Raw genomic sequence first — 26,292 nt, forward strand, 5'->3', positions numbered from 1 at the left:
TCGTCGGCCACCTCGCCACCCGAGCCTGACCACCGCACCGGTCCTAGGAGCGCCGCCGGCACGACGACAGCGGACTGACGTCCGGACCTGATCGCCGACGTGGAATCGGCAGTGGCTCGGCCTACGGTGACGTGACCGCGCCGAGGGTCTCGCGCCAGGTGCCGGGTGACACGTCGTTGCCCCACAGCACCGCCCGACCCTCGCCGGCGGCGATCGTCGCCATGGTGCGTACGAATGACAGGCTCATTTCTCGCCATTCGTCGGCCGTGAACCCATCGCGCTTCGCATGGTCGGTCATCGCGGTGAGAGTCGGCTCGTAGCGGGGCAGGTCCAGTCGGTCGAGGCGTACGGCCAGCTCGGCGGTCTCGGGGAGGTCCAGCCATCCGTGGATGCCCTCCGTCACCCCGAACTGGTAACCCAGCACCGCACCGCGGGTGGCCAGCCCGGTGAGCAGGCTCCGCAGCGGGTCTTCGGCTGGAACCCGCTGACTTCGAGCACCGGCAGGTAGAAATCCGGGGTGACGGAACGGCCGAGGAACTGCGCGGGCCCGAGGCAGTGCAGCGCCACGAGCGCCTCGTGGAGCGCGTTCAGCTCCTCGATGGCATGCGGCCCGTCGTCCGGATGTAACCGACACCACTCGCCCTCCGGGCGCCCGGCTGACGGGCAGCTGCGTTGGTGCCCGAGGGATCGGTCAGGCCGTTGCTCGCCGATGTAGCGCAGGTCGGAACCCAGCCAGGTGCGGTGTCGGGCGAGGTCCACGGGCCGCTCACGCAGCTGCGCGGCCAACCGCGGCCAGGTCACGTCGTAGCCGTACTCACCCATCGGTGTCGCGGACTCGAAGACGTCGCCGAGCCACGGCACCACCGTTCCGGTACGCAGCAGCTCGGTCAGCGCCGGCACCACCTTGTCGCGGTAGCGCTCGTAGTCGAACAGGAATATCTCGGCATCGGCGCCCACAGTCCCCGCCCTTCACGCCTTCGGTTGCCACAGCTACATCACCGGCCCGCCAGATTGTGGCGAGCTACGTCAACAGCCGAATGTGCGGCGCCTCCCGGCTCTGGACGAGGAGCGCGGAGCAGTGTTCACAGGAGCCGGAGACCGGCCGAATCTCGTTCGTCTGGATGGCGAGCTGGCCCGACTTGTTCTGCTCCGGGCAGTAATAGCCGAGGTGATGCCGGACCCACGGTCTCCGGGTGAGAGCGGTGGCAGGCTCATCCCGCTTCGCATCCTGGAAGGGCGCCCACCAGTAGTCGACCACGGCTCGAAGGCTGGTTCGGCGGGCTTCCTGCGTATGGTCGAACGCGGCGATCCGCCCGGCGGTGTAGTGCTCCTCGGTCTGGTCGTCGCCGGAACAGACGGCCCGTTCCGCCCCCATGACGAAGATGGTGGTGCGGCCACTGCGTTGGCAGATGAAGCAGTCCAGACTCAGTTCCAGTGTGTCGCGCCAATGGATGTTGTGGAAGGGCGACTCCGGCAGGGCGACGACCGTGTTGATCTCTACGGATCGGAGCATTGCCGGAGTTTGACACAGGTTTGGGCGACGGTTCTGGTGAGGCCGCGAGGTTTGCGCCTCGGGGATAGGGTCGCTCGACATGACGGGGATCCCTTGGTGGCACCGGGCTCGATTGTGGCGGTGGGGTGCGGCCGCGCTGGCGGCCGTCGGGCTGGCGGTGTGGCTCTATCCCCCGGCCCACTTCTGGGGGCCGCGGCCCTACCTACCGGCATCCGGACGGGATCTTCGGGGTGACGCGGGGTGACTTCGAGGACGACATCCTGCCGCACTACCAGCTGAGCCTCCCGTGCGACGTCGACGGTCTCCGCTACGCCAACGTCGAGGACATGACCGGGCCGATGGGCGAGCTCTACCTGCACTTCACCGCGTCGCCGGAGTGTCTGGACCGCATTCTGGGCGGATTCGCCGCCGCGCCGGCGCAGCCCGCCGTCATGGCTCCGGCGGACGCCGCCTTCCCGTTCCCCGCCTCGTCCGTGCCGGACACCTTCGGATGGCGCCTCGACGCGGACTCCTACCTGGTGTTCAGAAGGGCGGGCAACCCGGTGACCGCCGACGTGGTCGCGAGCGAGAAGGATGAGGATCTCGCCGTCTATCTGCGCGCCCGCTACGGTTACTGACACCGTGGCCGACGCTTCCGTGAGAGTGGTGTGGAACACCCCTGCTGTCGACGCGGAAGGACGTGTTTCGGCGCTGATCAGCTCGGGTACCTCCGGCCCTCGATGAAGCTGTCCACGCACTCGATGACGTTGCGCCGCGCGGCGCGGAGCCTCTTCGGCTGGAACGCGCTGCGGCCCAACCAGTTGGCCGCCATGCGCGCGGTCATGAAGCGCCGCGACGCCCTGGTGGTGCTGCCCACCGGCGCCGGCAAGTCGGCGATCTACCAGATCCCGGCCAGCCTGATCCCCGGTCCGACCGTGGTGATCTCGCCGCTGCTCGCCCTCCAGCAGGACCAGATCGCGGCGCTCAACGAGCGGCAGCGCCCGGAGCTGCGCGCGGTGCGGATCAGCTCCGACGAGACCCCGAACCAGCAGGCCGAGGCGATCGAGGAGATCCGGGCCGGCCGGGCCGAGTTCCTCTTCATCACCCCGGAGCAGCTCAGCAACCCGGACCGGATGGCCGAGGTCCGGTCGCTGAAGCCGGCCCTGGTGGCGATCGACGAGGCGCACTGCATCTCGGCGTGGGGGCACGACTTCCGGCCCGACTACCTGGCGCTCGGCCATCTGATCGAGGGGATCGGCCGGCCGCCAGTGGTGGCGCTGACCGCCACCGCCTCGCCGCCGGTCCGCGACGACATCATCGCCCGGCTACGGCTGCGCGACCCCGAGGTGGTGGTCTCCGGGCTGGACCGGCCCAACCTCTTCCTCGAGGTCGCCTACTGCCCCACCGAGGACTACCGGTGGCGGCGGCTCATCGCCCTGCTCCGCGACGACACCCGGCCCGGCATCATCTACGTGCCCACCCGGCGCGCCGCCGAGGAGCTGGCCGCGAAGCTCACCGATGCCGGCTACCCGTCCCAGTACTACCACGGCGGGATGCCGGCCGGGGCGCGCGGCGAGCTGCACGAGGCGTTCCTCGCCGACCAGGTGCCGATCATGGTGGCCACCTCGGCGTTCGGCATGGGCATCGACAAGCCGAACATCGCCTGGGTGGTCCACATGGCCCTGCCCGACTCACCGGACAGCTACTTCCAGGAGATCGGCCGCGCCGGCCGCAACGGCGACCCGGCCCGGCTGCTGCTGCTCTGGCAGGCCGAGGACGTGGGCCTGCAACGGTTCTTCACCGGCGGACTGCCCGACGTGGGCGAGCTGCGCGACCTGGCGGCGCTGCTGCGCAAGAAGCCGGGCACCAAGAAGGAGCTGCGCGAGCTGACCGGGCTCGGCCCGCGCAAGCTCGGCCAGTACCTGTCGCTGCTGGAGCACGTCGGCGCCGCCGAGCCCCGCTCGAAGGGACGCATCGGCGCCCCGCGCTACTCCCCCGATCCGGTGGACGCCGCGGCGGCGGCGCTCGCGGAGGCGGAGCGGCAGCAGAGCGTGACACGGTCCCGGACCGACATGATGCGCGCCTTCGCCGAGACCACGGGCTGCCGGATGCAGGCCCTGCTGGCGTACTTCGGCGAGCAGATGACCGCAGTCTGCGGGCACTGCGACAACTGCCACGCTGGCACCAGCACCGCCGGCAACGGCGCGGTCGGGCCGTTCCCGGTGCACAGCCAGGTCCGCCACCCCGAGTGGGGCGCCGGGCTGGTGCTCAACTACGAGGAGGACCGGATGACGGTTCTCTTCGACGAGGTGGGGTACAAGACGCTGTCCGTGCGCGTGGTGTCCGAACAGGGCCTGCTGACGCTGGACTAGCCTGAGCCGGGCGCCGCGCCGCTGCCGGAGCGCGCCGAGGACGTACCGCGACAGACAGCTGGAAGGGGCGTTGCCGTGATCGAACAGCCGGCGTACACGGGGTTCGGTTTCTCCGACGGGGAGTGGGGGCTGCTCGTCGGCCTACCCCAGTCGGTGCTGACCGCGGCGAGCGCGGCCGAGTCCGACGGCGCGCGGCGCACCATGGCCGAGAACGCGGCCGGCCTGGAGACCATCGCCGCCGGCCGAGAGTCGGCGAGCCCGCTGGTCGCCGCGGTGGCCGGCGAGATCGTGACCCGGGTGGGCGACCCGGAGGCGGGCGAGGAGCTGCCGGCCATCTCCCCCGCCGACCCGAAGGCGATGATCGACGACGTGCTCGGCCGGGCCGGCGAGGCCGCCGCGCTGCTGGCCGCCCGGGTCGACGAGGGCGAGGCGGGGGCGTACAAGCACTGGCTGGTGGAGATCGCCGAGCAGGTGGTCGGCGCGGCCTCCACCGGAGGAATCCTCGGCCTCGGCGGCGACGTGGTCAGCGACTCCGAGCGCCGCTTCCGCGACCGCCTCTCGCACGTCCTCAACGACTGACCCCCTCCCCATCGCGGTCGATCATGCAGTTGTGGTGGGCGATGTCTTCGCCTTCGCCCCTTTCGCGAGGCACCACAACTGCATGATCGACTGCGCGTGCGGTCAGCGCGTGGGGGTTGGGGTTGGGGTTGGGGTCGGGGTTGGGGCTGGGGCTTTGGTATGGGGGGTTACTCCGCGTAGCGTTGCCACGGTCAGGGCGGCGGCGAGCAGCATCAGCGCGCCGGCGACGCCGGCGGCCAGGTGCAGGCCGTCGGTGAACGCGGCCGTTGCGGCGTGCCGCACCACCGCAGCCGCGTCGGCGGGCAGGTTCCCGGCGACCGCGAGCGCCCCGCCCAGGGTCTCCTGGGCCGCGCCCACCGCGTCGGCCGGCAGGCCACCCGGCAGCCCGTCGACCACCTCCCGCCGGTAGACGGCGTTGCCGACGCTGCCCAGCACGGCCATGCCCAGCGCGCCGCCCAGCTCGCTGCCCGACTCGGTCAGCGCCGAGGCCACCCCGGCGCGCTCCGGCGGCGCCGCGCCGAGCACCAGCTCGGTGACCAGCGACATCACCATCACCAGGCCGGCGGCGTAGACGCTGGCGCCGAGCAGCAGGGTGACCAGGCCGTCGTCGACCGGCACCCGGGTCAGCAGTACGAAGCCGCCGGCCGCGATGACGAAGCCCGCCCCGATCAGGTACGCCCGGTCGATCCGCCGGGCCAGCGCCGCGGCGACCGGCGCGACCCCACCGACCACGAGGGACGGCAGCAGGCTCCACAGTGCCGCGCGCAGCGGGCTGAAACCGAGCACCGACTGCAGGTGCTGGGTGGTGAAGATGGCGAAGCCGACCATGGCGAACATGGCGACCAGGTTGACCGCGAGCGCCCCGCCGACCGCCCGGCGGCGGACCAGCGCGAGGTCGACCATCGGATGGGTGAGCCGCCGCTGCCGGCGCAGGAAGACCACGCCGACCAGCAGCCCGGCGACGATGGCCAGGGCCGGGCCGGCCGCCCAGCCGGCGCGAGCGAGTTCCTTGACGCCGTAGATGACCGGCAGCAGCGCGCCGAGCGAGAGCACCGAGCTGAGCACGTCGAACCGGCCGGCGGCCGGATCCCGGAACTCCGGCACCAGCGCCGGGGCGAGCAGGAGCAGCATCAGCATCGCCGGCAGGTTGATCAGGAAGATCGAGCCCCACCAGAAGTGCTCGAGCAGGATCCCGCTGAGCACCGGGCCGATGGCGATGCCGCCGGTGAGCGTGGCGGTCCAGATGGCGATGGCGGTGCCGCGCTGCTTCTCGTCGTGGAACAGGTTGCGGACCAGCGCGAGGGTGGCCGGCATCAGGGTGGCGCCACCGACGCCGAGCAGCGCGCGGGCGGCGATCAGCGTGCCGGCGCTGTCGGCGTACGCGGCGAGCAGCGACGCCGCGCCGAAGGCCAGCGCGCCGCAGAGCAGCAGCCGGCGTCGCCCGATCCGGTCGCCCAGCGAGCCCATGGTGATCAGCAGCCCAGCGAGGACGAAGCCGTAGATGTCGAAGATCCAGAGCTGTTCGGTGCCGGTCGGGCGCAGTTCGGCGCTGATGAACGGTACGGCGAAGTAGAGCACCGAGACGTCCATGGAGACCAGGAGCAGGGGCAGCATCAGCACGCTGAACCCGATCCACTCCCGGCGTCCGGCGCGCGGGGTCGAAGTCATGAGGGGAGCTCCTTCTGCGTATGGCGTACGCTTAATTGCGTAGACCATACGCAGATCTAGGATGTGTCGGCAAGGAGGAATCGTGGAGCCGACAAATGACGAGACCGACCCGCCGCTGCCGCCGGTCATCGAGGCCGCCTGGGGGCTGCGCGAGCGCGCACCCAAGGGGCCGCGACCAGGGCTGACGCTGGCCGGGATCGTGGCCGCCGCCGTCGCCGTGGCCGACGCCGAAGGGCTCGGTGCCGTCTCGATGAGCCGGGTCGCCAAGGAGCTGGGCGCCGGGACCATGGCCCTCTACCGTTACGTCGGCGCCAAGGAGGAGCTGCTCACCCTGATGGTGGACGCCGCGTACGGCGAGCCGCCCGGCCCGGGTGGGACCGGGCCCGACTGGCGAGCCGGGCTGGCCCGGTGGTCCTGGGCCGAACGCGCGGCGCTGCAACGGCATCCGTGGGTGGTCCGGGTCCCGGTCAGCGGCCCGCCGCTCACCCCGCACACGCTCGGCTGGCTGGAGGACGGGCTGCGCTGCCTCGACGGCACCGGGCTGACCGGCTCCGAGAAGATGTCGGTGATGCTGCTGCTCACCGGCTACGTACGCAACGAGGCGCAGCTCATGGCGCAGGTCCAGGAGGCGAGCGCCGCGTCGGGCCGGCGGATGGACGAGATCATGCCGGAGTACTCGCGGCTGGTCGCCCGGGTGGCCGACCCGGCCCGTTTCCCGGCGCTGCACGCCGTGATCGCCGCCGGCGTACTGGAACGGGACGACGACCCGGACGAGGAGTTCGACTTCGGTCTCGAGCGGCTGCTCGACGGCGTGGAGGCGCTGGTGACGAGCCGGGCCGCGGACCGAGGCCGCCCCGCCACCCGCCGCGGCCGGGCCACGGGCTGAGCCGCCGACCGGGCCGGGCTGCGGGCTGCGGGCCGGCGACCGCTCAGGCCTCCTCGAGCAGCTCCAGCACCACCCGCTCGGCCTCCTCCCGGGGAGCCGCCGGGTCCACCTCGGCCACCACCCCGTCGTGGTAGAGGTCGACCACCCGCGGGTCCACGTAGGAGGTCCGAGCCACGGTCGCGGTGTTGCCGAGCAGCTCCGCCACCTCTCGCATCACCCCCGACACGGCCCGGCGACGGGCGGTCACCGACCGGGCCGGCCCCGCCGTGGCCAGTTCGATCGCGGCCAGCACGGTGGCGTGCCAGGTCCGGAAGTCCTTGGCGGTCATCTCCCCGCCACTGGCGTCGCGCAGGTACTCGTTGACCTCGTCGGCCCGCACGTCGCGCCAGTCGTGGCCGTCCCAGTAGCCGAAGAGCCGGTCCGCCTGCCGGCGACGCCGACGCAGGTCGAGCAGCACCCGGCACAGCTCCGGGTCCTCGATCCGGCGCACCTGCTCGATCCCGCCCTTGGCCGGAAACTCGAAGACCACACAGCCACCCCGGGACCGGGCGTGCTCGGGGCGCAGGGTGGCCACCCCGAACGTCGGGTCGTCGCCGGCGGCGTACTGGTCACTGCCGACCCGGAACATCCCCATGTCCAGCAGCCGGGCGACGGTGGCGAGCACCCGGTCCCGGTTCAGTCCACGCCCGTCGAGATCCTGCTCCACCTGCTCGCGCAGCGTCGGTAGCCGGCGCGCCACCTCCAGCACGTGGTCGAACTTCGCCTCGTCCCGCTTCTGCCGCCAGGCCGGGTGGTACAGGTACTGCTTACGGCCGGCCGCGTCGATCCCGGTGGCCTGGATGTGCCCGTTCGGATACGGCGAGATCCACACGTCCCGCCAGGCCGGCGGGATGACCAGGGCGCGCAGCCGGGCCAACTCGTCCGGGTCCCGGACCGGATCGCCCTCCGCACCCAGGAAGAGCCAGCCACTTCCACGCCGGCGGCGCCGGTACCCCGGCCCGCCCGGATCACTACGCCGCAACCGCACCGGAGACCCGCACCACCCGTTCCACCTCGTCCACCGCGGCGGAGACCTCATCGACCCCGAGCGCCGCCAATGTCGGATGGCTACCTACCCCGTCCCAACTGGGCCAATCACCCTCACCGGCCCAGAGCACCCGATGCCGGGGACGCTCCGGCGGCGGACCCCAGCGGGTCGGCGGCACCGGCCCGAAGAGCACCACCGACGGGGTGCCGAAGCCGGTCGCCAGGTGCGCCACCCCGGTGTCCCCGCTGACCACCACCCGGGCGTACGCGACCACCCCGGCCAGCTCGCCGAGGTCGGTGCGCCCGGCCAGCACGGCCTCGGCGGGCAACCCGGCGACCGCGGCCACCCGGGTCGCCAGCGGTCGCTCGTCGGCGGACCCGGTCAGCACCACCCGGTGCCCCCGAGCGGCCAGTCGGCGGGCCAACGCGGCGAACCGGTCGGCGGGCCACCGTTTCGCGGCGATCTTCGAACCCGCGTGCAGCACGGTGACCCCGGCCGGCAGGCCGGTCGCCGGCGGCCGGCGCAGCGCCAGGTCGGCCCGGTCGGCCGGAATCCCGTGCCAGGCCAGCAGCCGGCACCAGCGGTCCACCTCGTGTTCGGTCTCGTCCCACGCCGGCCCGTCGGTGAAACCGGCCGCCGGGTTCGCGAAGGCGAGCAGCCGTCCCGGCTCGGCGGCGGCGAGCATCCGGTGCGACTGCGGGCCGCTGCCGTGCAGGTTCACCGCGAGTCGCGGTGCCGGGGCGGGCCAGCGGGCTGCCCCCAGCCCGGGCGTGTCGAGCACCTGGTCGACGCCGCCGACCAGCTCGACCAGCGGCGCCAGCCAGGCCGGCGTGGCGAGCGCCAACTGCCGGTCCGGGTACGCCGCACGCAGCGCGCGCAGCGCCGGCACGGCCGTGGCCAGGTCGCCGACGCCCAGCGCGCGCAGCACGAGGATCACGGGTAGGACGTCTCCTGCTCGGCGCAGACCACCATCTCGCGGACCGCGCAGCCGGGCGGCTGGGCGAGCGCGAACATCACCGCGGCGGCGCTGTCGGCCGGGTCGTTGAGGCTCGCGTCCGGCCCTGGCCGGTACTGCTCGTCCCGCTCGTCGAAGAACGCGGTCCGCATGCCACCGGGGATGAGCAGGGTGACGTTGACCTGCCCGGCCAGCTCGGCGGCGAGGGAGCGGGTGAAGCCGACCACCCCGAACTTCGCCGCGCAGTACGCGGTGGCGTCGCTGACCGCCTTGACACCGAGCGTCGAGGCGACCGTGACGATGCTGCCCCGGGAACTCTCCAGGAAGGGCAGCGCGGCCCGGACCACCGCCACCGTGGCGAGCAGGTCCACCGTCACGATCCGCTCCCAGGTGTCGGCCGGGACGTCGACCAGCCGGCCCGGCACGTCCATCCCGGCCGCGGTGACCACCGCGTCCAGGCCGCCGGAGCGCTCGGCGAGCTGGCGGGTGGCCACCTCGGCGGCCCGGGTGTCGGCCAGGTCGCACTCGACCCACGGCACACCGTCGCCGGGCGGCTGCCGGTCGATCACCAGCGGCCGGCCGCCGGCGCGGGCCACCGCGGTGACCACCGCCGCGCCCAGGCCGCTCGACCCGCCGGTCACCAGCACGGTGCGCCCGGTCACGGGCGGGCTGCCGGTCACCGGGCCCGCTCCGTCGTCGCCGACGTGCCGCCGGGCCAACCGGCCGGCTTCGGCGCCGTCGCCGACCAGGCCGCCAGGTGCGCGCTCTCGGCGCAGCACGCCCCGGCCAGCTGCCCGCCCGCGCGGGCCGCGGCGATCATGTCGGTGGTGGAGCGGCCGTCCAGGTACGGCACCACCACCGTGTGCCCGCCCCAGCGACCCAGGATCTCCGCCTCGGGCAGGGCCGGGGCGTCGCCCGCGCCGCTCGCGTAGTCGCCGCCCTTCACCCAGATGTCCGGGCGCAGCCAGGACAGTGCGGCGTGTGGTGTCGGCTCGTCGAAGATCATCACCGCGTCCACACAGCCCAGTGCCGCCAGCAGCCGACTGCGGTCACCCTGCGGGACGACCGGGCGCTCCGGGCCCTTCAGGCCGGCGACGCTGGCGTCCGAGTTCATGCAGACGATCAGGCAGTCACCGAGCCGCCGGGCGGCCTGCAACGTCGCCACGTGACCGGCGTGCAGCAGGTCGAAGCAGCCTCCGGTGGCCACCACCGTGCCGCCGGCGGCGCGTACCTCGGCGAGCACCCCGGCCACCGCGGCGACGCCGACCCGCTCACCGCCCACGGCGGCCGCGGTGCTGACCGCCGGCCGCACCGGAGGCGGCAGCGCCGTCGCCACTCCCCCACCGGCCACGTACGCGGACGCCTCGGCGACCGCCGCCTGCACCGCCTCGGAGACCAGCGCGCCCCGGGCCAGGGCCAGGCTCGCGGCGGCCGCGAACCGGTCGCCGGCGCCGCAGGTGTCCCCCTCGGCGCTGTTCGGGGCGGGCACCACCAGCGGAGTCGACCCCGCGTGGCAGAGCAGCGCGCCGTCGCCGCCCAGGGTGACCGCGACCGCGCCGGCTCGCCACCGCCTGCGCAGCCCCTGCGCGCCCCGGGAGGCGGTCGCCAGCCGAGTCGCCCCGGGCAGCGCGGGAATCAGCTCGCGGGCCTCGGACTCGTTCGGCGTCGCCAGGTGCACGCCGGGCACCGCCGCCGGTCCCCGCGGGTGCGGATCCCAGACCACCGGCGCCCGGGTCGCGGCGAGCGCCGCGCGCAGCGCCGGATGCCGGGCCACCCCCCGGCCGTAGTCGCTCACCAGCACGGCGGAGGCGTTCGCGATCACCCGGAGCACCGCCTCGCTCGGCTCACCCGGGTCGCCGGCCGGACCGCCCCGGTCGTGGCGCAGCAGCACCCGGCCACGCGCCCGCAGCCGGATCTTCTCCGCCGTGGACCCGGCCAGCGGCAGCGCGTACACCTGCACGCCGGCCGCGTTGAGCAGCGCGCTCAGCCGGGCGCCCCCGGCGTCGTCGGCGAGCGCCGTCACCAGCACCACCTCGGCGCCCTGGGCGGCCGCGAAGACCGCGGCCAGGCCGGCGCCGCCCGGCCGGTCGACGTACTCGGTCTCGTCGAGAACCGGCACCGGAGAGTCCGGACAGAGTCGGTTGACCACCCCCTCGACATCCCGGTCGAGCAGGGTGTCACCGACCACCACCACGGGTCCCGTCACGCTTCCCCCCTCATCCTCGCGCCTGCACCCCCTGCCCCGCCCCGCCGTCCAGCACCACCTCCACCCCGGTACGCACGCCGCCGGAGCGGACCGGCTCGACCGAGGGCGGGGTGACACCGACCGACGCGCCGAGCACGGCGGGCAGGGCCTGGTCCACGTACTCACAGAGCAGGTGGGTGGCCACCAGGTGCAGCTCCTGCACCACCTGGCTGTCCGGCGAGGCGATGGCGAGCGCCTCGTGGCAGGCGTCGGCGAGCGGGTTGGGCGCCGGGCCGGTGAAGGCCCAGCAGCTGAGCCCGGCATCGCGACCGGCCTGGGCCGCGGTGAGCAGGTTGCGGCTGGTCCCGCTGGTGGAGAGCAGGAGCAGGAGGTCCCCGGTGCGACCGTGGGCGCGGACCTGACGGGCGAAGACCTCGTCGTAGCCGTAGTCGTTGCCGATGGCGGTCATCGCGGAGGTCTCCGCGTGCAGGGCGATCGCGGAGAGCGGTTGCCGGTCGTCTCGGAGCTTGCCGACGAGTTCGGCGGTGAGGTGCTGGGCCTCGGCCGCGCTGCCGCCGTTGCCCGCCACCAGCAGCCGACCACCACCGGCCAGCCGCCGGGCCAGCGTCTCACCCCACCCGGTGAGCATCCGCTCGTAGTCGCGGAACGGCAGCAGGGCCGCGGCCAGGTTCGCCAGGTGGGTCTCGAGCAGCGAGCCCGCCGCCATCAGGCCACCACCCGGGTCGGCCGACGCACCGCGGCCACCTCGCCGTAGATCTCCACCAGCCGCTCCGCGGTCGCCGCCCAGGAGTAGCGCAGCCGGGCCCGCTCCTGGGCCGCGGTGGCGTACGCGAAGCGGCGGATCCGGTCGTCGAGCAGACCCTGGATCGCGTTGCCCAGGGCGCGCGGGTCGCGGGCCGGAACGAGATCGCCGGTGACCCCCTCGACCACGGTGTCCTTGATCCCGCCCACCGCGGTGCCGACCACCGGCACGCCGCAGGCCATCGCCTCCAACGGGGTGAGCCCGAACGGCTCGTACCAGGGGGCGGCGACCAGGATGTCGGCCGAGCGATACCAGCGGCCCATCTCCTCGCGCGGCACCGCGCCGACGAGGCGCACCCGGTCGGCCACCCCGCAGGTGCCGGCGAGCGCCCGCAGCCGCCGGGCGTACGGGTCGCTCTCCAGCAGCCCGGCCGGCGGGCCGCCGACCACGACGCATTCGGCGTCGGGGACCAGCGCCATCGCCCGGATCACGGTCTGGAAGCCCTTGCGCTCCACCAGCCGGCCGACGGTCAGGATCCGGGCCCGTCCCGGCTCCCGGTCGGCGGCCGGCCCGAGCGGGGCGAAGGAGCTGAGGTTGACCCCGGACGGGATGATCGTCATCCGGGACCGGGGCACGCCCATCCGGACCAGTTCCCCCACCTCGTCCTGGCACTGGGCGACGACCCGGTCCACCGACTGGCCCAGCTCCCGCTCGTACGCCACCCGCCGGGCCGGGCTGGTGTCCTGCACGCCCTGGTAACGCCGCTTCACCGTGCCGAGCGCGTGGTACGTCTGCACCACCGGCACCCCGGTCTGCCGGCTGGCCGCGAGCGCGGCCAACCCGCTCATCCAGAAGTGCGCGTGGATCACGTCGGGCATCCAGTCGCCGCCCCGCCACCGCTCCACCAGCCAGTCGCTGAAGTCCCGCATGTGCGGCAGCAGCGCGTCCTTGGCCACCGGCTCGGCCGGCCCGGCCGGTACGTGCACGACGTCGTATCCGTCCGGGGCGCGGACCGTCACCGGCAGGTCCACCGCGTCGCGCCGGGTGTACACCCGTACGTCGTGCCCGGCGGCCGCGAGCGCGGCGGAGAGCTCCGCGACATGCGTGTTCTGGCCGCCTGCGTCCTCGCCGCCGAGGATGGCGAGCGGGCTGGCGTGTTCCGAGATCATCGCGATGCGCATACTTCCTCCTCCAGCAGCCGGTCCCAGTCGGCGAGGAAACGGTCGAGGCCGTACCGGTCGCGGGCCGCGGTCCGGGCCGTCGCGCCGGCCTGCCGCGCGAACTCCGGTTCGGCCACGAACCGGCGGGCGGCGTCCAGCAGGGTGTCGATCCGGGTGGCGAGGGCGCCGGCGCCCGGTGGCACCGCCATCACCGCCTCGGTGGTGGCGAGCGCGACGACCGGCATGCCCATCGTCATCGCCTCGATCAGGCTCAGCCCGAGCGATGTCCACCGGCACAGGTGCAGGTACGCCCGCCGCCGGGCCAGCTCGGCGTGCATCCGGGCCTGCGGCACGTCGTCGTAGCTGGTCACCCGCTCGGGTGGTAGGCCCAGCTCGGCTGCCAGGCCGGCCACCTTCATGCCGAAGACGTCCAACGGGGCGATCTCGGCGAAGCGGGGCAGCAGGTCGGTGCCGGTGACCCGCCAGCGGCGCACCGGCTCGTTGATCACCACGGCGAGCCGGTCCAGCTCACCGGTGTACTCCACCGTCGGCGGAACGACGCCGTGGTCGATCACGGTCGTGCGGGTGCCGCCGGTGTCCCAGAAGAGCTGGTTGAACCCGGTGACGTGAGCGACGAGCAGGTCGTCGCGGTCCGCCATCGGATGCCGGCTGTTCGGCACGTCGCCGTCCTTCGGGGTGTTGTGCTCGACGTAGACGGCGGGCACGTCCCGCCCGGGGCGGCGACCCAACCACTGCTCGGCGAGGTCGATCTCCTCGGGGCGTTGCAGGATGACCAGGTCGACGTCGACGTCGGCGAGGTCGGCCGGGGTCACCTCGACGGCGGTCTCCGGCCACGAATAGGTACGGGCGCGGCCGAGGCCGTAGGGCCCTCGGTCGGGAGTGACCGGGACCAGATACCGGTGCCGGCCGTGCACGAACGCGGTGGTCCACGAGCCGTGCACGTGCCAGAGCAGGAGATTCATCGCCCGCTCCCGCCGCTGGCGGACACCACCGTCGCGCCGGCCGGGCCCGCGCCGGCGCTCACCGTCCGAACCGGATCAGCGGGTACGCCGAGCAGCCGCAGCGCCTCGACCACCTCTGCCGGGTCGATCCCGGCCAGGCAGGGGTGCCCGGGGACCGGGCAGGCGGCAGCCCGGGTGTCCCGGCAGCCGGCGGTGGCGTCGCCCAGCCGGACGGTGGGCACCCGGTAGGGGCCCCACTGTCCGAACGGGACGGTGGGGGCGAAGAGGCTCACCACCGGCACGCCGAACGCGGCGGCCAGGTGGGCCGGGCCGGTGTTGCCGACCACCACCGCCCCCGCGCCCGCGATCACCGCGGCCAGTTCGGCGAGCCCGGTGCGGCCGCCCAGGTCCAGTCCGACCGAGCCGGCCACCGCGGCGGTCAACCGCCGCTCGTCCGGCGTACCGGTGACCACCACCCGGTGCCCGGCGTCGGCCAGCGACCGCGCGATCCGCACGGCCAGCTCGGGCGGGCACGCCCGGCTGGGCACCGACGAGCCGGGGTGCAGCACGACGTAGCCGGGCGCCCCGAGCCGGGCCGGGGGCCGGTGAACCTCCGGGCGCAGCCGCAGACCGGGTTCGTCGCCGGTGGGCAGGCCGTAACCGGCGGCGGCCGCGAGAGAGAGCGCGCGCTCCGGCTCGGGTACGCCGGGCGGGACCCGGTGGCGAAGGTCGAGGAGGCTGCCCGGGTAGTCGTCGCTGATCGCGGCCACCCGGGGCACGCCGGCGAGGCGCAGCAGCAGCGCCAGCGGCAGCGGCGACTGGTGGTACGAGGTGAAGATGACCGCCTCGTCGATGCGCAGGGCGGCGAGGCGGCCGGTGAGGTCGTGCATGTCGGCCGGATCGACCGGTTCGGGGGTGGGATCGATCCAGGGCAGCCGGTGCTCGACGATCGCGTCGACGCCGGGAAGCAGCTCCGCGGCGGCGCGGCCGCGCGGCCCGCAGAGCATGACGACCCGGTCGGCACCGGCGGCGACGGCCCGGATCGCCGGGCCGGTGACCAGCACGTCCCCGGCCGAGTCGGCCCGCACCACCAGCACGGTCCCCCGGTTGCGGCTCGGCTCGGCGGCCGGGATGACGGCGTGCCGCCGGCGCAGGATCTCCTCCACCGCGCCCGGCAGGTCCGCGGCCAGCCACGGCGCGGCCGCGACCTCCTGCGGCCGGGTCACCGGCGTGGGCACCAGCACTGCGGTCGCGCCCGCCGCCAGCGCCGCGGACACGTCGCGGCCGATGTCCCCCACCATGACGCAGCGGGTGGCGACCGTGCCCAGATCCGCCGCCGCCGCGTGCACCAGCCCCGGCGCGGGCTTGCGGCACCCGCACCCGTCGCTGTCGTCGTGCGGGCAGACCTGCCACGTGTCGAACGGCCCGAGCAGCTGCTCGATCCGGGCGTGCACCGCGTGCATCTGCGCCTCGGTGAAGTACCCCCGCGCCAGCCCCGACTGGTTCGTCACCACGCCCAGCCGCAGCCCCGCGGCCCGCAACCGGTCCAGGGCCGCCCGCGCCCCCGGCACCGGCCGCACCTTCTCCGGGTCACCGTTGAAAGGCACGTCCTCCACCAACGTGCCGTCCCGGTCGAGCAGCACCGCGTCGTACAGAACCGAGCCGGAACCAGCCCGGCCAGCACCGGCCAAAACCCCGGCTGACCTGCGCTGATCCGGCTTCACCTGGTCCTGTCGCACAGCCGGCGGGTTCCCGGCGCCCCAGGGAGTAAACATCATCTTCGACGCGGCAGGACCACCGCGCGCGCCGGCGCCCACACACGGCCGCCCGCGCTGGCGTTACCCGTCGCCCCTGAGAAGCTAACCCGCCGGCACCGTTAGCCCCGGTCGGTGGACGGGTACGGGGGCGTTGTGGCGATTGTGGAGAAAGTTATCGAGGCTCCCCCGCAGCAGGTTTTCGACGTGCTCGCCGACGGGTGGACGTACAGCGACTGGGTGGTCGGCACCACGCACGTCCGGGACGTGGACGACGACTGGCCTCGGGTCGGCAGCCAGTTGCACCACCGAGCCGGACCGTGGCCGGTCTCGTTGCAGGACGCCTCGACGGTGCTGCACTCCGAGCCGCCGCACCGGCTGGTGCTGCGCGCCGGGCTCTGGCCGGCCGGTGAGGCGATCGTGACGTTCACGCTGGAACCGGTCGGCGAGCACGCCACCCGGGTGCGGATCGGGGAGGACTTCGCCGCGGGGCCACTGCGCTGGGTCCGCAACAAGCTCAACGACCTGGTGCTGCACCTGCGCAACCGGGAGACGCTCAACCGGCTCTCGGACATCGCCACCCGGCAGAAGACCCAGCGATGACCCAGGTCGTGGTGGTCACCGGGGCGAGCGCGGGGGTGGGCCGCGCGGTCGCCCGGGCGTACGCCGGTCGGGGCGCCCGGCTGGCCCTGATCGCCCGGGGCGAGGCGGGACTGGCCGCGGCCGAACGGGACTGCCGCGAGCGCGGCGCGGCCGAGGTGCGCAGCTACCGGGTCGACGTGGCCGACGCGGGCGCGGTGCAGCAGGCCGCCGACGACGTGGTGCACCACTGGGGGCGGATCGACGTCTGGGTCAACAACGCGATGGTCTCGGTCTTCGCCCCGTCGTGGGAGATCCCCGCCGCGGAGTTCCGTCGGGTCACCGAGGTCAACTACCTGGGCACCGTGCACGGCACGCTGGCCGCGCTGCGGCACATGCGGGCGCACGGCCGGGGCGCGATCGTGCAGGTCGGCTCGGCCCTCGCCTACCGGGGCATTCCCCTGCAGTCGGCGTACTGCGCGAGCAAGCACGCCATCCAGGGCTTCAACGACTCGCTGCGGGCGGAGCTGTTGCGTGACTGCCCGGGGGTGCGGCTGTCGATGGTGCAGCTGCCGGCGGTGAACACGCCGCAGTTCTCCTGGGTCCGCACCCGGCTTCCCCGGCACCCGCAGCCGGTGCCACCGATCTTCGCGCCCGAGGTGGCCGCCCGGGCCATCCTCTGGGCCGCCGACCGCGGGACACGGGAGCTGAACGTGGGTGGGCCGACCTGGCGGGCCCGACTCGGCGACATTCTGCTGCCCGGCCTGCTCGACCGCAAGCTCGCCCGGGACGGGTACGACAGCCAGCAGACCGACACCCCGATCGACCCGGCCACCTGGCGGGACAACCTCGACCGTCCCGGCGACGACGGCCAGGACCGGGGCGCCGACGGCGTCTTCGGCGACCAGGCGCGTACCAGGTCGGCGGCGCTCTGGGTGGGCACCCACAAACCTGCGCTCTCCGGATTCGCCCTGGCCGCCACGGCTCTCGCCCTCGCCGGCGTGGCTCGGCACCGCCGCTGATTCCGCTCCCCGATGCCCCCGCGAGAGCGCTCGTCGGCATTCGCACATCCACCGGATGGGGAGCCTTTACGACGACGAAGCGGCAACTGGATACCCTCTCAGTGAATCCCTGTCCGCAAACCGAGGATGTCCGTCATGATCGAACCCGTGCAGTTGCCCGCCCCGTGGCGGGACGCACGCCTGACCGTCGTGGTCCCCACCTACAACGAGGCGGGGAACCTCCCGGTGCTGGTCGAGCGGCTCCTCGCCCTGCCGCTGCCGGGCCTGAAGATCCTGGTCGCCGACGACAACTCGCCGGACGGCACCGGCGAGGTGGCGGACAAGCTGGCCATCGAGCACCCGGACCGGGTGGAGGTGGTGCACCGCCCGGGCAAGGAGGGCCTCGGCCGGGCGTACGTGGACGGGATCAGCCGCGCCCTCGACGGCGGCGCCGAGTACGTGGCGCAGATGGACGCCGACCTCTCCCACCCGCCGGCGGCGCTGCCGGGCATGCTGGGCGCGCTGCTGTCGACGCAGGCGGGCGTGGTGATCGGCTCGCGGTACGTGCCCGGCGGTGAGCTGGACGAGAACTGGCCGCTGTACCGGCGCGCGCTCAGCGGCTGGGCGAACCTCTACGTGCACACCCTGCTGCGGGTGCGGATCCGCGACCTCACCGCCGGCTTCAAGATCTGGCGGGCGGACGCGCTCCGGGACATCGGCCTGGAGCGGGTGCAGTCCAACGGCTACAGCTTCCAGGTGGAGATGCACTACCTCGCCACCCGGCTCGGGCACACCATCCTGGAGGTACCGATCCGCTTCGAGGAGCGCCGGGACGGTGACTCGAAGATGACCACCGCCACGAAGATCGAGAGTGCGCTGATGCCGTTCAAGCTGCGCAGCAAGCACCGCAACATCGAGCGCTGAGCGCATCGGCCGGGGCCGCCCGGACTGCCGGGCGGGCCGGACCGTCAACGGTGCCATCACTCAGCGTCAGATCACCCTCGGTAGCTAGCGCGCCCGACCAGGGCGCTGCGCGCTCCGCGCTTTGCTCTGCTTCAGCGGAGGCAACACCACGCTGAGCTGGCCGGTCGCGAATGGTGGGACGGGCACGGTCGACCAAGCTGTCACCCAGGGTGGCTGTTTCCTCGGTTGAAGCAGAGCAAAGGCGTCGGAGGTGGTGTCCTCGGGCGGAGCCTGCCTCACACCGGGTAGCCGTCACCGGCACCCGGCACCCGGCGGTCAGCGGTCAGCTGTAGATCGCGCGGTTTGCCGCGCCGATCGTGCTCGCGTAGAGGGCGCCGGTCAGGGCGCCGTCGCGAGCCAGTGCGGCCCGGGCGGCGTTCGCGCCGGGCGCGCCGTGCACCCCACCGCCGGGATGCGCGGACGCGCTGGCCAGGAAGAGCCGGTCGACCGGGGTGTCCGCCCGGCCGAGGCCGGGGATCGGGCGCAGGAACAGCTGCTGGTACGCGGCCGAGGTGCCGCCGCCGACCGCGCCGCCGACCAGGCTCGGGTCGCCCTGCTCCAACTCGACCGGGCCGGCCACGTGCCGTCCGACGATCAGGCTGCGGAAGCCGGGCGCGGCCTCCTCCAGCACCCGCTCCATCCGCTCGACGTGCTCGGCGATCTCCTCCGCCCGCCACTCCCGGCGGAACGGCAGGTGGGTGTACGACCAGAGCGACTCGGTGCCCGGCGGGGAGTGGCTCGGGTCGGCGACGGTCATCTGGCCGACCAGCATGAACGGGTCCCGCGGCAGCTCCCCGCGGGCCAGCGCTGCGGAGTAGAGGGTCAACCCGTCCACGTCCGCGCCGAGGTGCACGGTGCCGGCGGTCGCCACCGCCCGGTTGCGCCACGGCACCGGCGCGGAGAGCGCCCAGTCCATTTTGAGCGTGGAGCCGTCCCACCGGAAGTGCGCCAGGTCCTCCACCAACCGGGGCGGCAGCGCCGCCGCGCCGACCAGGTCGAGGTAGAGCGCCGGGGCGGGGACGTCGGCGAGCACCGCCCGGCGAGCCCGCCAGAGCGCTCCCCCGTCGGTGCGTACCCCCATCGCCCGGCCCCGGGCGGTGAGCACCCGGTCCACCCGGGCGCCGTAGAGGATCCGGCCACCCCGCTCGCTGAGCCGGGCCACCAGCGCGTCAGTGATCCGCCGCGAGCCGCCGTCCGGCACCGGCCAGCCCACCTGCTGGCCGAGCATGGCGAGCAGCCACCCGTACACCCCGGAGCCGGCCTCCTCCGGTGAGAGGTCGGTGTGCAGGGCGCAGCCCGCCAGCAGCGCGGGCCCGCCGGGACCGTCGAAGACCTCCTCGCCCAGCTTGCGGACCGGCACCACCAACCTCCGGGCCAGCCGCAGCGCGCCGGAGATCCGCAGCCGGCGCAGCAGGGTCAGCCCACCGCGCACCGGCGGGAACGGGGTGGTGATCGCCTCCAGCATCGGCTCGGCGACCTTGATCCAGTCGCCGTACGCGGTCAGCCAGCGCTGACCGTCGCCGGGCGCGAACGCCTCCAGCGACGCCGCGGTGACCTCGGGATCCCGGTTGATCACGGCGGCCCGGTCGTCGGGCATCAGGTGGGCCAGCACGTCCGGGGCGTGCCGCCAGGTCAGCCCGTAACGGCCCAGGTCGAGGCGTCGCAGCACCGGCGAGGCGTAGCCGAGCGGGTAGAACGAGCTGTACAGGTCGCTCAGGTAGCCCGGGGCGGTCACCTCGGCCGAACGCACCGCGCCGCCGGGCGTCCCGGTCGCCTCCAGCACCACCACGTCCCAGCCCGCGTCGGCCAGCATGTTGGCCGCCACCAGACCGTTGTGCCCGGCCCCGACGACGACGGCGTCCGCGCTCTCCGCGCCGGTGGGAGTCATCCGACCCGCCTACCCCGGGCGCAACCAGGCGAAACGCGTTTGTCTCGGCAAGACCGGGGCATCCAGCGCCGCATGTACACGGTTGCGCAGCTCATCGGTGGGGTCTGGGGAGCGGGCGGCGAGGAGAGCGAGCTGGTCGTGCACGACCCGACCGACGGCTCGCCGGTCAGCTCCGCGCCGGTGGCGACGGCCGACGTGGTCGGCAAGGCGGTGGAGGCGGCCCGTGAGGTCGCGGCGGAGTGGGCGGGCACCGCGCCGGCGGAACGGGCGGCGGCCCTGCACCGCGCCGCGGACGCGGTCGAGGCGATGACCGAGGAGCTGACCGCGGCGGTCACCGCGGAGATGGGCAAACCGTTGGCGGACGCCCGCGGCGGCGTCGAGGCGGGCATCGGCACCCTGCGACAGTACGCCGAACTGGCGCCGATGCGCGGCGGGCGGACCCTGCACGGCGGTCACCACGCCATCGACTTCATGGCACCGCAGCCCCGCGGCGTCGTCGCCGCGATCACCCCGTGGAACGACCCGGTGGCGGTCTCCTGCGGGCTGCTCGGCGCGGCCCTGGTCACCGGCAACGTGGTGCTCTACAAGCCGAGCGAGCGCACCCCCGCCACCGGCTGGCTGCTGGCCCGGGCGCTGGACCAGGCGCTGCCGCCCGGGGTGCTCTCCCTGCTCACCGGCGGGGCGGAGACCGGTGCCGCGTTGGCCGCCCAGGAGGTGGACCTGGTGGCGCACGTGGGCTCCACCGAGACCGGCCGGGCGATCGCCGCTGCCGCCGCGCGCACCGGCGCGAAGGTGCTGCTGGAGAACGGCGGCAGTGACCCGCTGATCGTCGACGCCGGGGTGGACCCGGTCTGGGCGGCCGGGGAGGCCGCGCTGGGCGCGTTCGCCAACGCCGGCCAGATCTGCGTCGCGGTGGAGCGGATCTACGCCCACCGGGACGTGGCTGAGGACTTCGTGGCCGCGCTGGTCGACCGGGCCAAGGCGCTGCGGATGGGATCGGGCCGCGACCCGGCGACCGAGCTGGGCCCGCTGGTCGACCGGCAGCACCGCGACCGGGTGCACGGCCAGGTGACGGCGGCGGTGGCACAGGGGGCGCGGATCCGCACCGGCGGCACGCTGCCGGAAGGGCCGGGCGCGTTCTACCCGGCGACCGTGGTCACCGACTGCCGCCACGACATGCCGCTGGTGCGCGAGGAGACATTCGGCCCGGTCGCCCCGGTGGTGGTCGTCGACTCGTTCAGCGAGGCGCTGCGGTGCGCGGCCGACTCGCCGTACGGGTTGGGCGCCACGGTGCTGACCGGCTCGATGAGCCATGCGCAGCGGGCCTGGAAGGAGCTGCCGGTGGGCACCGTGAAGGTCAACGCGGTCTTCGGCGGCGCGCCGGGCGGCGCCGCACACCCACGGCGCGGCAGCGGCCAGGGCTTCGGGTACGGCCCGGAGCTGCTCGACGAGTTCACCGCCACCAAGGCCGTGCACATCGAGGCGCCGGGCGGCGGGCACTGGTGACGCGAACGCGGGGTGGCCGCCCGTCTCCGGACAGCCACCCCGTACGGCACTTCTCGATCGGCGTCAGCGGCCCCGCGCCTTGGCGGTCTGCCGGTTGTTGGCCTTCTCGATCGCCTTGACCAGTTCCGGCTTGTTCATCCGGGACCGGCCCGGCACGTCCAGCTTGCGGGCCACCTCCATCAGATGGTCCTTGGTGGCGTTGGCGTCCACGCCGCCCGCGGTGGGCGCGCGGCGCGCCGGGCCACCGCCGGCCGCCTGCCGGTCGCTGGGGCCCTTACGCCCCTTCGGCTCCCAGTGGTCGCCGACCTTCTCGAACTCGTGCTTCACGGCGGCGAAGGCGGCGCGGTGCGACCGCTCGCCCTCGCCGTACGTCTCCACCGCCGAGTCGTGTGTCTTCTCCCAGGTGCGCTGCGCCTTGTCCGGGGAGCGCCGCAGCGTGCTGGGCAGTACCTCGCGCCCGGGCATCTCGTCCTCCTCCGCGTCGACGGGTGCTCACGATCCTCATCTGACCGTTCCCCCGACCGGGCCCCGCAAACCGCCGGTACGTCCACCCGGGCCCGCCCGTTTGCGGGCTTTCCGCCCTGGGTACCGGCCGGGCCAGGCTCAGCCGGACGGACCGGACCATCCGGCGGTCGGGGGCACAGGGAGCGGCAGATGACGACGACGGACCCCGGCACGACGCTCGGTGACCAGCGGGGACTGCGCCTGCCTCGGCGGATCCGGCAACTGAGCTGGCGGACCTGGCGCGGTGTGCTGGTCCGCAGCGTACGGAACTTCTTCTCGGACAACTGTGCCGACTGGGCCGCCGCGCTCACCTACTACGGGGTGCTCGCGCTCTTCCCGTCCGCCGTCGTGGTGGTCTCGCTGGTCGGGCTGGTTTCCGAGGGCGAGCGCACGGTGGACACGGTGCTGGACCTGGCGCGGCAGATGGGCGCCGGCTCGGTGGTGGCGAACGAGGGGTTCGTCGGCGTGGTCCGCGACGTGGTCGACCAGGAGAGTTCGGCGAAGGTGCTGCTGAGCTTCGGTCTGCTCGGCGCGCTCTGGTCCGCGTCCGGGTTCATCGGCGCGTTCACCCGCGCCTCGAACGCGATCTACGGGGTGACCGAGGGGCGTCCGGTCTGGAAGCTGCGCCCGATGCAGATCGGGCTGGCCGCGGTCACGCTGGTGCTGCTCGCCGTGGTGGCCGTCGGGCTGATCGTGAGCGGGCCGGTCGCCGACGCGGTGGGCGACCTGGTCAACGCCGGCGGCCTGGCCCGCACGGTGTGGGGCGTGGCCAAGTGGCCGGTGCTCGCCCTGATCATGATGGTGCTGCTGTCGCTGCTGTTCTGGATCGCGCCGAACGTGCGTCAGCCCCGGTTCCGCTGGCTGACGCCGGGCGGAGCGGTAGCGCTGGTCGCCTGGGCGGTGGCCTCCTTCGGCTTCGGCCTCTACGTGGCCAACTTCGGCTCGTACGACGCCACCTACGGCAGCCTCGGTGCGGTCATCGCGTTCCTGGTCTGGCTCTACCTGTCCAACTCGGCGCTGATGCTGGGTGTGCAGATCAACGCCGAGCTGCAGCGGGGACGGCGGTTGCAGGCCGGCGAATCAGCGCCCGAGGAGCCCGTGCTGCCGCCCCGAGCACCGGCCGGTTCGTGACCGCTTGCCGGTTTAGCGCCGGTCTCGCCGGGTAGCGCAGAAGGCATGGAGCGTGGCAACAGCAAGCACGGACCGAGGATCGACGAGCAGATGAGCCAGGAGGTGGCCGGCCTCGTCCAGGGGCCGGGAACCGGCGGCTCGCGAGTCGACGAGTCGCGCGTGCCGGAGCCGGCGGGCGAGGACCAGCCGGAGGCGACCACGGCGCCCGCGGGTGAGCTGCGCAGCGGCGCGCCCAAGGGTATGAGCTCGCAGGACGTCGAGCGGCGCAGCCGGTTCGGACGGTTCATCACGATGACCGCCCTGCCTGGCGACCGCGAGGCGCTGATCGCCAACGCGCGGAACAACGAAGCGCCGGACGACATCATCGCCGACCTGGAGCGCCTGCCGGAGGGGACCCGGTACCAGACGATCTCCGAGGTCTGGGCCGCGCTCGGCAACAAGAACGAGACGACTCGCTGGTGACCGGCCGGGACCCGACCCGGCCGGCCCCGGCGAACTGAGGAGGATGCTGATGAGTGGCGTGACCGAACATGTGGACGTCTCCGTTCCGGTACGGACCGCGTACGACCAGTGGACCCAGTTCGAGGAGTTCCCCCACTTCATGGAGGGGGTGCAGGAGGTCCGGCAGCTGTCGGACACGATGACCCACTGGACCGTCGAGATCGCCGGGGTGAAGCGCGAGTTCGACGCCGAGATCACCGAACAGCTTCCCGACGAGCGGGTCGCCTGGCGCTCCACCGGCGGCACCCAGCAGGCCGGCGTGGTGACCTTCCACCGGCTGGACGAGGGAAACACCCGGGTCACCCTGCAGCTCGAGTTCGAGCCGCACGGCGTGGTCGAGAAGGCCGGTGACAAGCTCGGCATCGTGGACCGGCGTGCCAAGGGCGACCTGGAGCGGTTCAAGCAGTTCATCGAGCGCCGCCGTCAGGAGACGGGCGCCTGGCGCGGGAAGGTCGACCGCCCGCAGCCGTGACCCCCATCCCCCGGGGAAGACGAACCTCCGATGGCCGCCGGAATCTCTCCGGCGGCCATCGCCGTCCGCGCCCCGGAGCCGTCCGCGCGCCTGAGCCGTCTGTGCGGGTGCGTCGTTCCGCGCCTGCGCCGTTTGCCATCACGGCCCGGGGGTACCGCGAAGGCATGACGGACGACGGCAGGGTGTGGCGGGACGAGGAACGGACTCCGCTGGAGGAACTGGAGCGGGCCGTCGCAGGCTCGAGCATCGACGGGCAGGCCGACGACGTCACCGGCAACGACGCCGGTGAGGAGGCCGCGTTCGGGCACGGGCCGGAGGCGGCGGACCGGGGTGGGCAGGCCGCCGGCGCCGGCCGTGAGCCGACCGACCCGGACCGCGCCTACCGGCCGTCGACCACCGGACGCACCGGCCCGGACAACGGCTGACCCACCGACAGCCTGGACGTGGTCTCGCCGGGCCGGACGCGAGCCGGCCCGGCCGGACGCGCACCCGCGTTGCGGTTTCCGGACGTCGCCCGGCGCGCGACCTCGGGGACCTTCGGCTGGCGCGCGACCCCGGGAACGATCGGCTAGCTCGTGACCCCGGGCCGGCGCGAAGCGGCCGCGTGCAGGGCGATCAGCCCGACGGCGAGCACGAACAGCGCCGGCCCCAGCGCCTGCACCGAGACGTTGCCGAGCAGTACTCCGACCCCGGCCGGGACCAGTGCCCCGCCGAGCCCGGCCGCGCCGATCTGCAGCCCGATGGTCCGGTCCGCGTGCACCGCACCGACCCGCTCGGCGGTGGTGAGGGTCAGCAGCGGGAAGACCGGGGCCGCGGCGAAGCCGACCACGACGAGTCCGGCCACCGCCACCCAGGCCGGGGCGGGCAACGCGATCAGCGCGGCACCGGCGGCCATGCCGAGCAGGCTGCCCCGCAGGACCTGGGCCGCGCCCAGCCGCTCGGCCACCACCCCCTGCACCACGCGCCCGAGGAAGAGGCTGCCCCAGTACGCGGAGACACAGAGACCGGCCGTGGCGTCGGCCAGTCCCCGTCCCTCGGTGAGCAGCAGGAAGGCCCAGAGCCCAGCGGCGACCTCGATCGCCACGTACAGCGCGAACGCGACCGCGCCCAGCCAGACGGCCGGCAGCCGCAGCGTCTCCCGTACCGGCACGGGCCGGGCGATCGGCGGCCCGGCGGTGCCGACGGCCGCACGGTCGGCGTCGGTGGTGCCGGCGGTCGGCGTCACGCCGACCGACCCCACCGGCCCGGAGGCCGCATCGGCCACCGCTGCGGGCGCGTCCGGAATCGCCCGGCGGGACCTGTCCCGCCAGGCCCGAACGCTGAGCGCGAAGGCGGCGGCGAGGGCGAGCTGCGCCACGGCCACGATGCCGTACCCCCACCGCCAGGCCAGCCCCAGGCTGAGCGCACTGGTCATGATCAGTGGACCGATCGCCACACCGAGCCCGAAGAACGCGTGCATCCAGTTCATGTGTCGCGGCCCGAACGCGCCGGCCGCGTACGCGTTGAGCCCGGAGTCGATCGCGCCGGAGCCCAGCCCGAGCACGAGCGCGCAGCCGATCATCAGAGCCAGGCCGGGGCTGACCGTGTAGCCGGTCAGCGCCAGGCTGGCCAGCAGGGTGCTGCCGGCGAGCAGCCAGCCCACCCCGAGCCGGGCCAGCGTGAAGCCGGCCAGCACGCTCGAGGTGAGGTATCCGGCGGTGCCGGCGGTGAGTACGAGACCGACCGCCTCGGTCGGCACGCCGAAGTCGGCCCGGATCGACGGCCAGCCGACGCCGATCAGCCCGTCCGGCAGACCGAGGCTGACGAAGGCGAGGTAGGCGAGCAGCAGCAGGGATGCCCGGGGCGGCGCGGGGGTGGAGGACACGGACGACCATCCTCCGCCCGGCACGGTGACCGGTGACGGCCGGGTCCCCCGTCGCGACAAGAAATGACGTCCGGACGGTC

General features: G+C 73.9%; 27 protein-coding genes. 12 read left to right on the top strand and 15 right to left on the bottom strand.

The genetic code is table 11. The features are described 5' to 3' along the window. Nucleotides 1-121 precede the first annotated feature (121 nt). From ACIP9D_RS23580 to ACIP9D_RS23590, 3 genes are all read right to left on the bottom strand, one after another. A complete protein-coding gene (locus ACIP9D_RS23580; protein WP_350873020.1) occupies nucleotides 122-403 on the bottom strand; it encodes a hypothetical protein in 282 nt (93 codons plus the stop codon). Then, entirely contained in the window at nucleotides 400-957 is a 558-nt protein-coding gene (locus ACIP9D_RS23585) for a hypothetical protein (RefSeq protein WP_350873021.1), read from the bottom strand. Before ACIP9D_RS23585 ends, ACIP9D_RS23580 begins: the two co-directional genes overlap by 4 nt. 64 nt (nucleotides 958-1,021) lie before the next feature. Next, nucleotides 1,022-1,513 (bottom strand): hypothetical protein, encoded by a 492-nt coding sequence (locus ACIP9D_RS23590; RefSeq protein WP_350873022.1) that lies wholly within the window; start codon nucleotides 1,511-1,513, stop codon nucleotides 1,022-1,024. A gap of 230 nt (nucleotides 1,514-1,743) precedes the next feature. On the opposite strand from ACIP9D_RS23590, the gene ACIP9D_RS23595 reads away from it, so the two are divergent. From ACIP9D_RS23595 to ACIP9D_RS23605, 3 genes are all read left to right on the top strand, one after another. Next, nucleotides 1,744-2,130 carry a hypothetical protein gene (locus tag ACIP9D_RS23595; protein ID WP_350873023.1) on the top strand — a complete coding sequence of 129 codons (387 nt, stop codon included), beginning with the start codon at nucleotides 1,744-1,746 and terminating at the stop codon, nucleotides 2,128-2,130. A 102-nt stretch (nucleotides 2,131-2,232) separates the two neighbouring features. After that, complete coding sequence (locus tag ACIP9D_RS23600) at nucleotides 2,233-3,864, top strand: RecQ family ATP-dependent DNA helicase (protein ID WP_350873024.1); 1,632 nt, start codon at nucleotides 2,233-2,235, stop codon at nucleotides 3,862-3,864. A 75-nt stretch (nucleotides 3,865-3,939) separates the two neighbouring features. Beyond that, complete coding sequence (locus tag ACIP9D_RS23605; protein ID WP_350873025.1) at nucleotides 3,940-4,443, top strand: hypothetical protein; 504 nt, start codon at nucleotides 3,940-3,942, stop codon at nucleotides 4,441-4,443. A 102-nt stretch (nucleotides 4,444-4,545) separates the two neighbouring features. Here ACIP9D_RS23605 and ACIP9D_RS23610 read toward each other — a convergent pair whose 3' ends face one another. Further along, entirely contained in the window at nucleotides 4,546-6,111 is a 1,566-nt protein-coding gene (locus ACIP9D_RS23610; RefSeq protein WP_350873026.1) for an MFS transporter, read from the bottom strand. Nucleotides 6,112-6,193: 82 nt separating this feature from the next. Here ACIP9D_RS23610 and ACIP9D_RS23615 point away from each other — a divergent pair, with 82 nt between their 5' ends. After that, nucleotides 6,194-6,997 (top strand): TetR/AcrR family transcriptional regulator, encoded by an 804-nt coding sequence (locus tag ACIP9D_RS23615; RefSeq protein WP_350873027.1) that lies wholly within the window; start codon nucleotides 6,194-6,196, stop codon nucleotides 6,995-6,997. A gap of 43 nt (nucleotides 6,998-7,040) precedes the next feature. Here the strand turns inward: ACIP9D_RS23615 and ACIP9D_RS23620 are convergent, their stop codons facing one another. The 8 genes from ACIP9D_RS23620 to ACIP9D_RS23655 are packed head-to-tail and all read right to left on the bottom strand — an operon-like array spanning nucleotide 7,041 to nucleotide 15,692. Continuing rightward, the gene (locus tag ACIP9D_RS23620) at nucleotides 7,041-8,024 is read right to left on the bottom strand and encodes a DNA topoisomerase IB (RefSeq protein WP_350873028.1); all 984 of its coding nucleotides are present in this window, start codon (nucleotides 8,022-8,024) and stop codon (nucleotides 7,041-7,043) included. Continuing rightward, nucleotides 8,008-8,961 carry a glycosyltransferase family 9 protein gene (locus tag ACIP9D_RS23625; RefSeq protein ID WP_350873029.1) on the bottom strand — a complete coding sequence of 318 codons (954 nt, stop codon included), beginning with the start codon at nucleotides 8,959-8,961 and terminating at the stop codon, nucleotides 8,008-8,010. The genes ACIP9D_RS23620 and ACIP9D_RS23625 overlap by 17 nt, the downstream gene beginning before the upstream one ends. Then, nucleotides 8,958-9,659 carry an SDR family oxidoreductase gene (locus ACIP9D_RS23630; protein WP_400450873.1) on the bottom strand — a complete coding sequence of 234 codons (702 nt, stop codon included), beginning with the start codon at nucleotides 9,657-9,659 and terminating at the stop codon, nucleotides 8,958-8,960. The genes ACIP9D_RS23625 and ACIP9D_RS23630 overlap by 4 nt, the downstream gene beginning before the upstream one ends. Then, complete coding sequence (locus ACIP9D_RS23635) at nucleotides 9,656-11,185, bottom strand: PfkB family carbohydrate kinase (protein WP_350873030.1); 1,530 nt, start codon at nucleotides 11,183-11,185, stop codon at nucleotides 9,656-9,658. The genes ACIP9D_RS23630 and ACIP9D_RS23635 overlap by 4 nt, the downstream gene beginning before the upstream one ends. A gap of 10 nt (nucleotides 11,186-11,195) precedes the next feature. Beyond that, complete coding sequence (locus ACIP9D_RS23640; protein WP_350873375.1) at nucleotides 11,196-11,894, bottom strand: SIS domain-containing protein; 699 nt, start codon at nucleotides 11,892-11,894, stop codon at nucleotides 11,196-11,198. After that, nucleotides 11,891-13,108, bottom strand: a complete 1,218-nt coding sequence (locus ACIP9D_RS23645; protein ID WP_350873031.1) for a glycosyltransferase — start codon at nucleotides 13,106-13,108, stop codon at nucleotides 11,891-11,893. Before ACIP9D_RS23645 ends, ACIP9D_RS23640 begins: the two co-directional genes overlap by 4 nt. Further along, the gene (locus tag ACIP9D_RS23650; RefSeq protein ID WP_350873032.1) at nucleotides 13,093-14,070 is read right to left on the bottom strand and encodes a glycosyltransferase; all 978 of its coding nucleotides are present in this window, start codon (nucleotides 14,068-14,070) and stop codon (nucleotides 13,093-13,095) included. The genes ACIP9D_RS23645 and ACIP9D_RS23650 overlap by 16 nt, the downstream gene beginning before the upstream one ends. Beyond that, nucleotides 14,067-15,692, bottom strand: coding sequence for an HAD-IIIA family hydrolase (locus ACIP9D_RS23655; protein WP_350873033.1), 1,626 nt, complete (start codon nucleotides 15,690-15,692; stop codon nucleotides 14,067-14,069). Before ACIP9D_RS23655 ends, ACIP9D_RS23650 begins: the two co-directional genes overlap by 4 nt. Nucleotides 15,693-15,959: 267 nt before the next feature. Here ACIP9D_RS23655 and ACIP9D_RS23660 point away from each other — a divergent pair, with 267 nt between their 5' ends. From ACIP9D_RS23660 to ACIP9D_RS23670, 3 genes are all read left to right on the top strand, one after another. After that, on the top strand, nucleotides 15,960-16,406 hold the full coding sequence (locus ACIP9D_RS23660; RefSeq protein WP_350873034.1) for an SRPBCC family protein: 447 nt from the start codon (nucleotides 15,960-15,962) through the stop codon (nucleotides 16,404-16,406). Beyond that, the gene (locus ACIP9D_RS23665) at nucleotides 16,403-17,404 is read left to right on the top strand and encodes an SDR family oxidoreductase (RefSeq protein ID WP_350873035.1); all 1,002 of its coding nucleotides are present in this window, start codon (nucleotides 16,403-16,405) and stop codon (nucleotides 17,402-17,404) included. Before ACIP9D_RS23660 ends, ACIP9D_RS23665 begins: the two co-directional genes overlap by 4 nt. 135 nt (nucleotides 17,405-17,539) lie before the next feature. After that, a complete protein-coding gene (locus ACIP9D_RS23670; RefSeq protein WP_350873036.1) occupies nucleotides 17,540-18,307 on the top strand; it encodes a polyprenol monophosphomannose synthase in 768 nt (255 codons plus the stop codon). A gap of 322 nt (nucleotides 18,308-18,629) precedes the next feature. Here ACIP9D_RS23670 and ACIP9D_RS23675 read toward each other — a convergent pair whose 3' ends face one another. Further along, nucleotides 18,630-20,234 carry an NAD(P)/FAD-dependent oxidoreductase gene (locus tag ACIP9D_RS23675; protein WP_350873037.1) on the bottom strand — a complete coding sequence of 535 codons (1,605 nt, stop codon included), beginning with the start codon at nucleotides 20,232-20,234 and terminating at the stop codon, nucleotides 18,630-18,632. A 72-nt stretch (nucleotides 20,235-20,306) separates the two neighbouring features. Between ACIP9D_RS23675 and ACIP9D_RS23680 the strand changes: the two genes are divergently transcribed. Continuing rightward, nucleotides 20,307-21,740, top strand: coding sequence for an aldehyde dehydrogenase family protein (locus ACIP9D_RS23680; RefSeq protein ID WP_350873038.1), 1,434 nt, complete (start codon nucleotides 20,307-20,309; stop codon nucleotides 21,738-21,740). 63 nt (nucleotides 21,741-21,803) lie between these two features. Here the strand turns inward: ACIP9D_RS23680 and ACIP9D_RS23685 are convergent, their stop codons facing one another. Continuing rightward, complete coding sequence (locus ACIP9D_RS23685) at nucleotides 21,804-22,205, bottom strand: ChaB family protein (RefSeq protein WP_350873039.1); 402 nt, start codon at nucleotides 22,203-22,205, stop codon at nucleotides 21,804-21,806. A 189-nt stretch (nucleotides 22,206-22,394) separates the two neighbouring features. Here ACIP9D_RS23685 and ACIP9D_RS23690 point away from each other — a divergent pair, with 189 nt between their 5' ends. The 4 genes from ACIP9D_RS23690 (at nucleotide 22,395) to ACIP9D_RS23705 (ending at nucleotide 24,773) form a co-directional block, all read left to right on the top strand. Beyond that, nucleotides 22,395-23,375: a YihY/virulence factor BrkB family protein gene (locus ACIP9D_RS23690; RefSeq protein ID WP_350873040.1), complete on the top strand. Its 981-nt coding sequence runs from the start codon at nucleotides 22,395-22,397 to the stop codon at nucleotides 23,373-23,375. A gap of 45 nt (nucleotides 23,376-23,420) precedes the next feature. Continuing rightward, nucleotides 23,421-23,837 (top strand): DUF2795 domain-containing protein, encoded by a 417-nt coding sequence (locus ACIP9D_RS23695; protein WP_350873041.1) that lies wholly within the window; start codon nucleotides 23,421-23,423, stop codon nucleotides 23,835-23,837. 49 nt (nucleotides 23,838-23,886) lie between these two features. Then, the gene (locus tag ACIP9D_RS23700) at nucleotides 23,887-24,348 is read left to right on the top strand and encodes an SRPBCC family protein (RefSeq protein WP_350873042.1); all 462 of its coding nucleotides are present in this window, start codon (nucleotides 23,887-23,889) and stop codon (nucleotides 24,346-24,348) included. A 164-nt stretch (nucleotides 24,349-24,512) separates the two neighbouring features. Then, nucleotides 24,513-24,773 carry a hypothetical protein gene (locus tag ACIP9D_RS23705; RefSeq protein WP_350873043.1) on the top strand — a complete coding sequence of 87 codons (261 nt, stop codon included), beginning with the start codon at nucleotides 24,513-24,515 and terminating at the stop codon, nucleotides 24,771-24,773. A 143-nt stretch (nucleotides 24,774-24,916) separates the two neighbouring features. Here ACIP9D_RS23705 and ACIP9D_RS23710 read toward each other — a convergent pair whose 3' ends face one another. After that, nucleotides 24,917-26,212, bottom strand: a complete 1,296-nt coding sequence (locus ACIP9D_RS23710; RefSeq protein WP_350873044.1) for an MFS transporter — start codon at nucleotides 26,210-26,212, stop codon at nucleotides 24,917-24,919. Nucleotides 26,213-26,292 lie beyond the last annotated feature (80 nt).

The sequence above is a fragment of the Micromonospora sp. NPDC093243 genome (assembly GCF_044753725.1).
GTDB lineage: Bacteria > Actinomycetota > Actinomycetes > Mycobacteriales > Micromonosporaceae > Micromonospora.

Excerpts from the sequence above, each read along its gene's own strand:
- ACIP9D_RS23610 (WP_350873026.1), bottom strand. The coding sequence starts at position 6,111 with ATGACTTCGACCCCGCGCGCCGGACGCCGGGAGTGGATCGGGTTCAGC.
- ACIP9D_RS23705 (WP_350873043.1), top strand. The coding sequence starts at position 24,513 with ATGACGGACGACGGCAGGGTGTGGCGGGACGAGGAACGGACTCCGCTG.
- ACIP9D_RS23680 (WP_350873038.1), top strand. The coding sequence starts at position 20,307 with ATGTACACGGTTGCGCAGCTCATCGGTGGGGTCTGGGGAGCGGGCGGC.
- ACIP9D_RS23590 (WP_350873022.1), bottom strand. The coding sequence starts at position 1,513 with ATGCTCCGATCCGTAGAGATCAACACGGTCGTCGCCCTGCCGGAGTCG.
- ACIP9D_RS23700 (WP_350873042.1), top strand. The coding sequence starts at position 23,887 with ATGAGTGGCGTGACCGAACATGTGGACGTCTCCGTTCCGGTACGGACC.
- ACIP9D_RS23650 (WP_350873032.1), bottom strand. The coding sequence starts at position 14,070 with ATGAATCTCCTGCTCTGGCACGTGCACGGCTCGTGGACCACCGCGTTC.
- ACIP9D_RS23695 (WP_350873041.1), top strand. The coding sequence starts at position 23,421 with ATGGAGCGTGGCAACAGCAAGCACGGACCGAGGATCGACGAGCAGATG.
- ACIP9D_RS23665 (WP_350873035.1), top strand. The coding sequence starts at position 16,403 with ATGACCCAGGTCGTGGTGGTCACCGGGGCGAGCGCGGGGGTGGGCCGC.
- ACIP9D_RS23645 (WP_350873031.1), bottom strand. The coding sequence starts at position 13,108 with ATGCGCATCGCGATGATCTCGGAACACGCCAGCCCGCTCGCCATCCTC.
- ACIP9D_RS23675 (WP_350873037.1), bottom strand. The coding sequence starts at position 20,234 with ATGACTCCCACCGGCGCGGAGAGCGCGGACGCCGTCGTCGTCGGGGCC.
- ACIP9D_RS23670 (WP_350873036.1), top strand. The coding sequence starts at position 17,540 with ATGATCGAACCCGTGCAGTTGCCCGCCCCGTGGCGGGACGCACGCCTG.
- ACIP9D_RS23685 (WP_350873039.1), bottom strand. The coding sequence starts at position 22,205 with ATGCCCGGGCGCGAGGTACTGCCCAGCACGCTGCGGCGCTCCCCGGAC.
- ACIP9D_RS23600 (WP_350873024.1), top strand. The coding sequence starts at position 2,233 with ATGAAGCTGTCCACGCACTCGATGACGTTGCGCCGCGCGGCGCGGAGC.
- ACIP9D_RS23690 (WP_350873040.1), top strand. The coding sequence starts at position 22,395 with ATGACGACGACGGACCCCGGCACGACGCTCGGTGACCAGCGGGGACTG.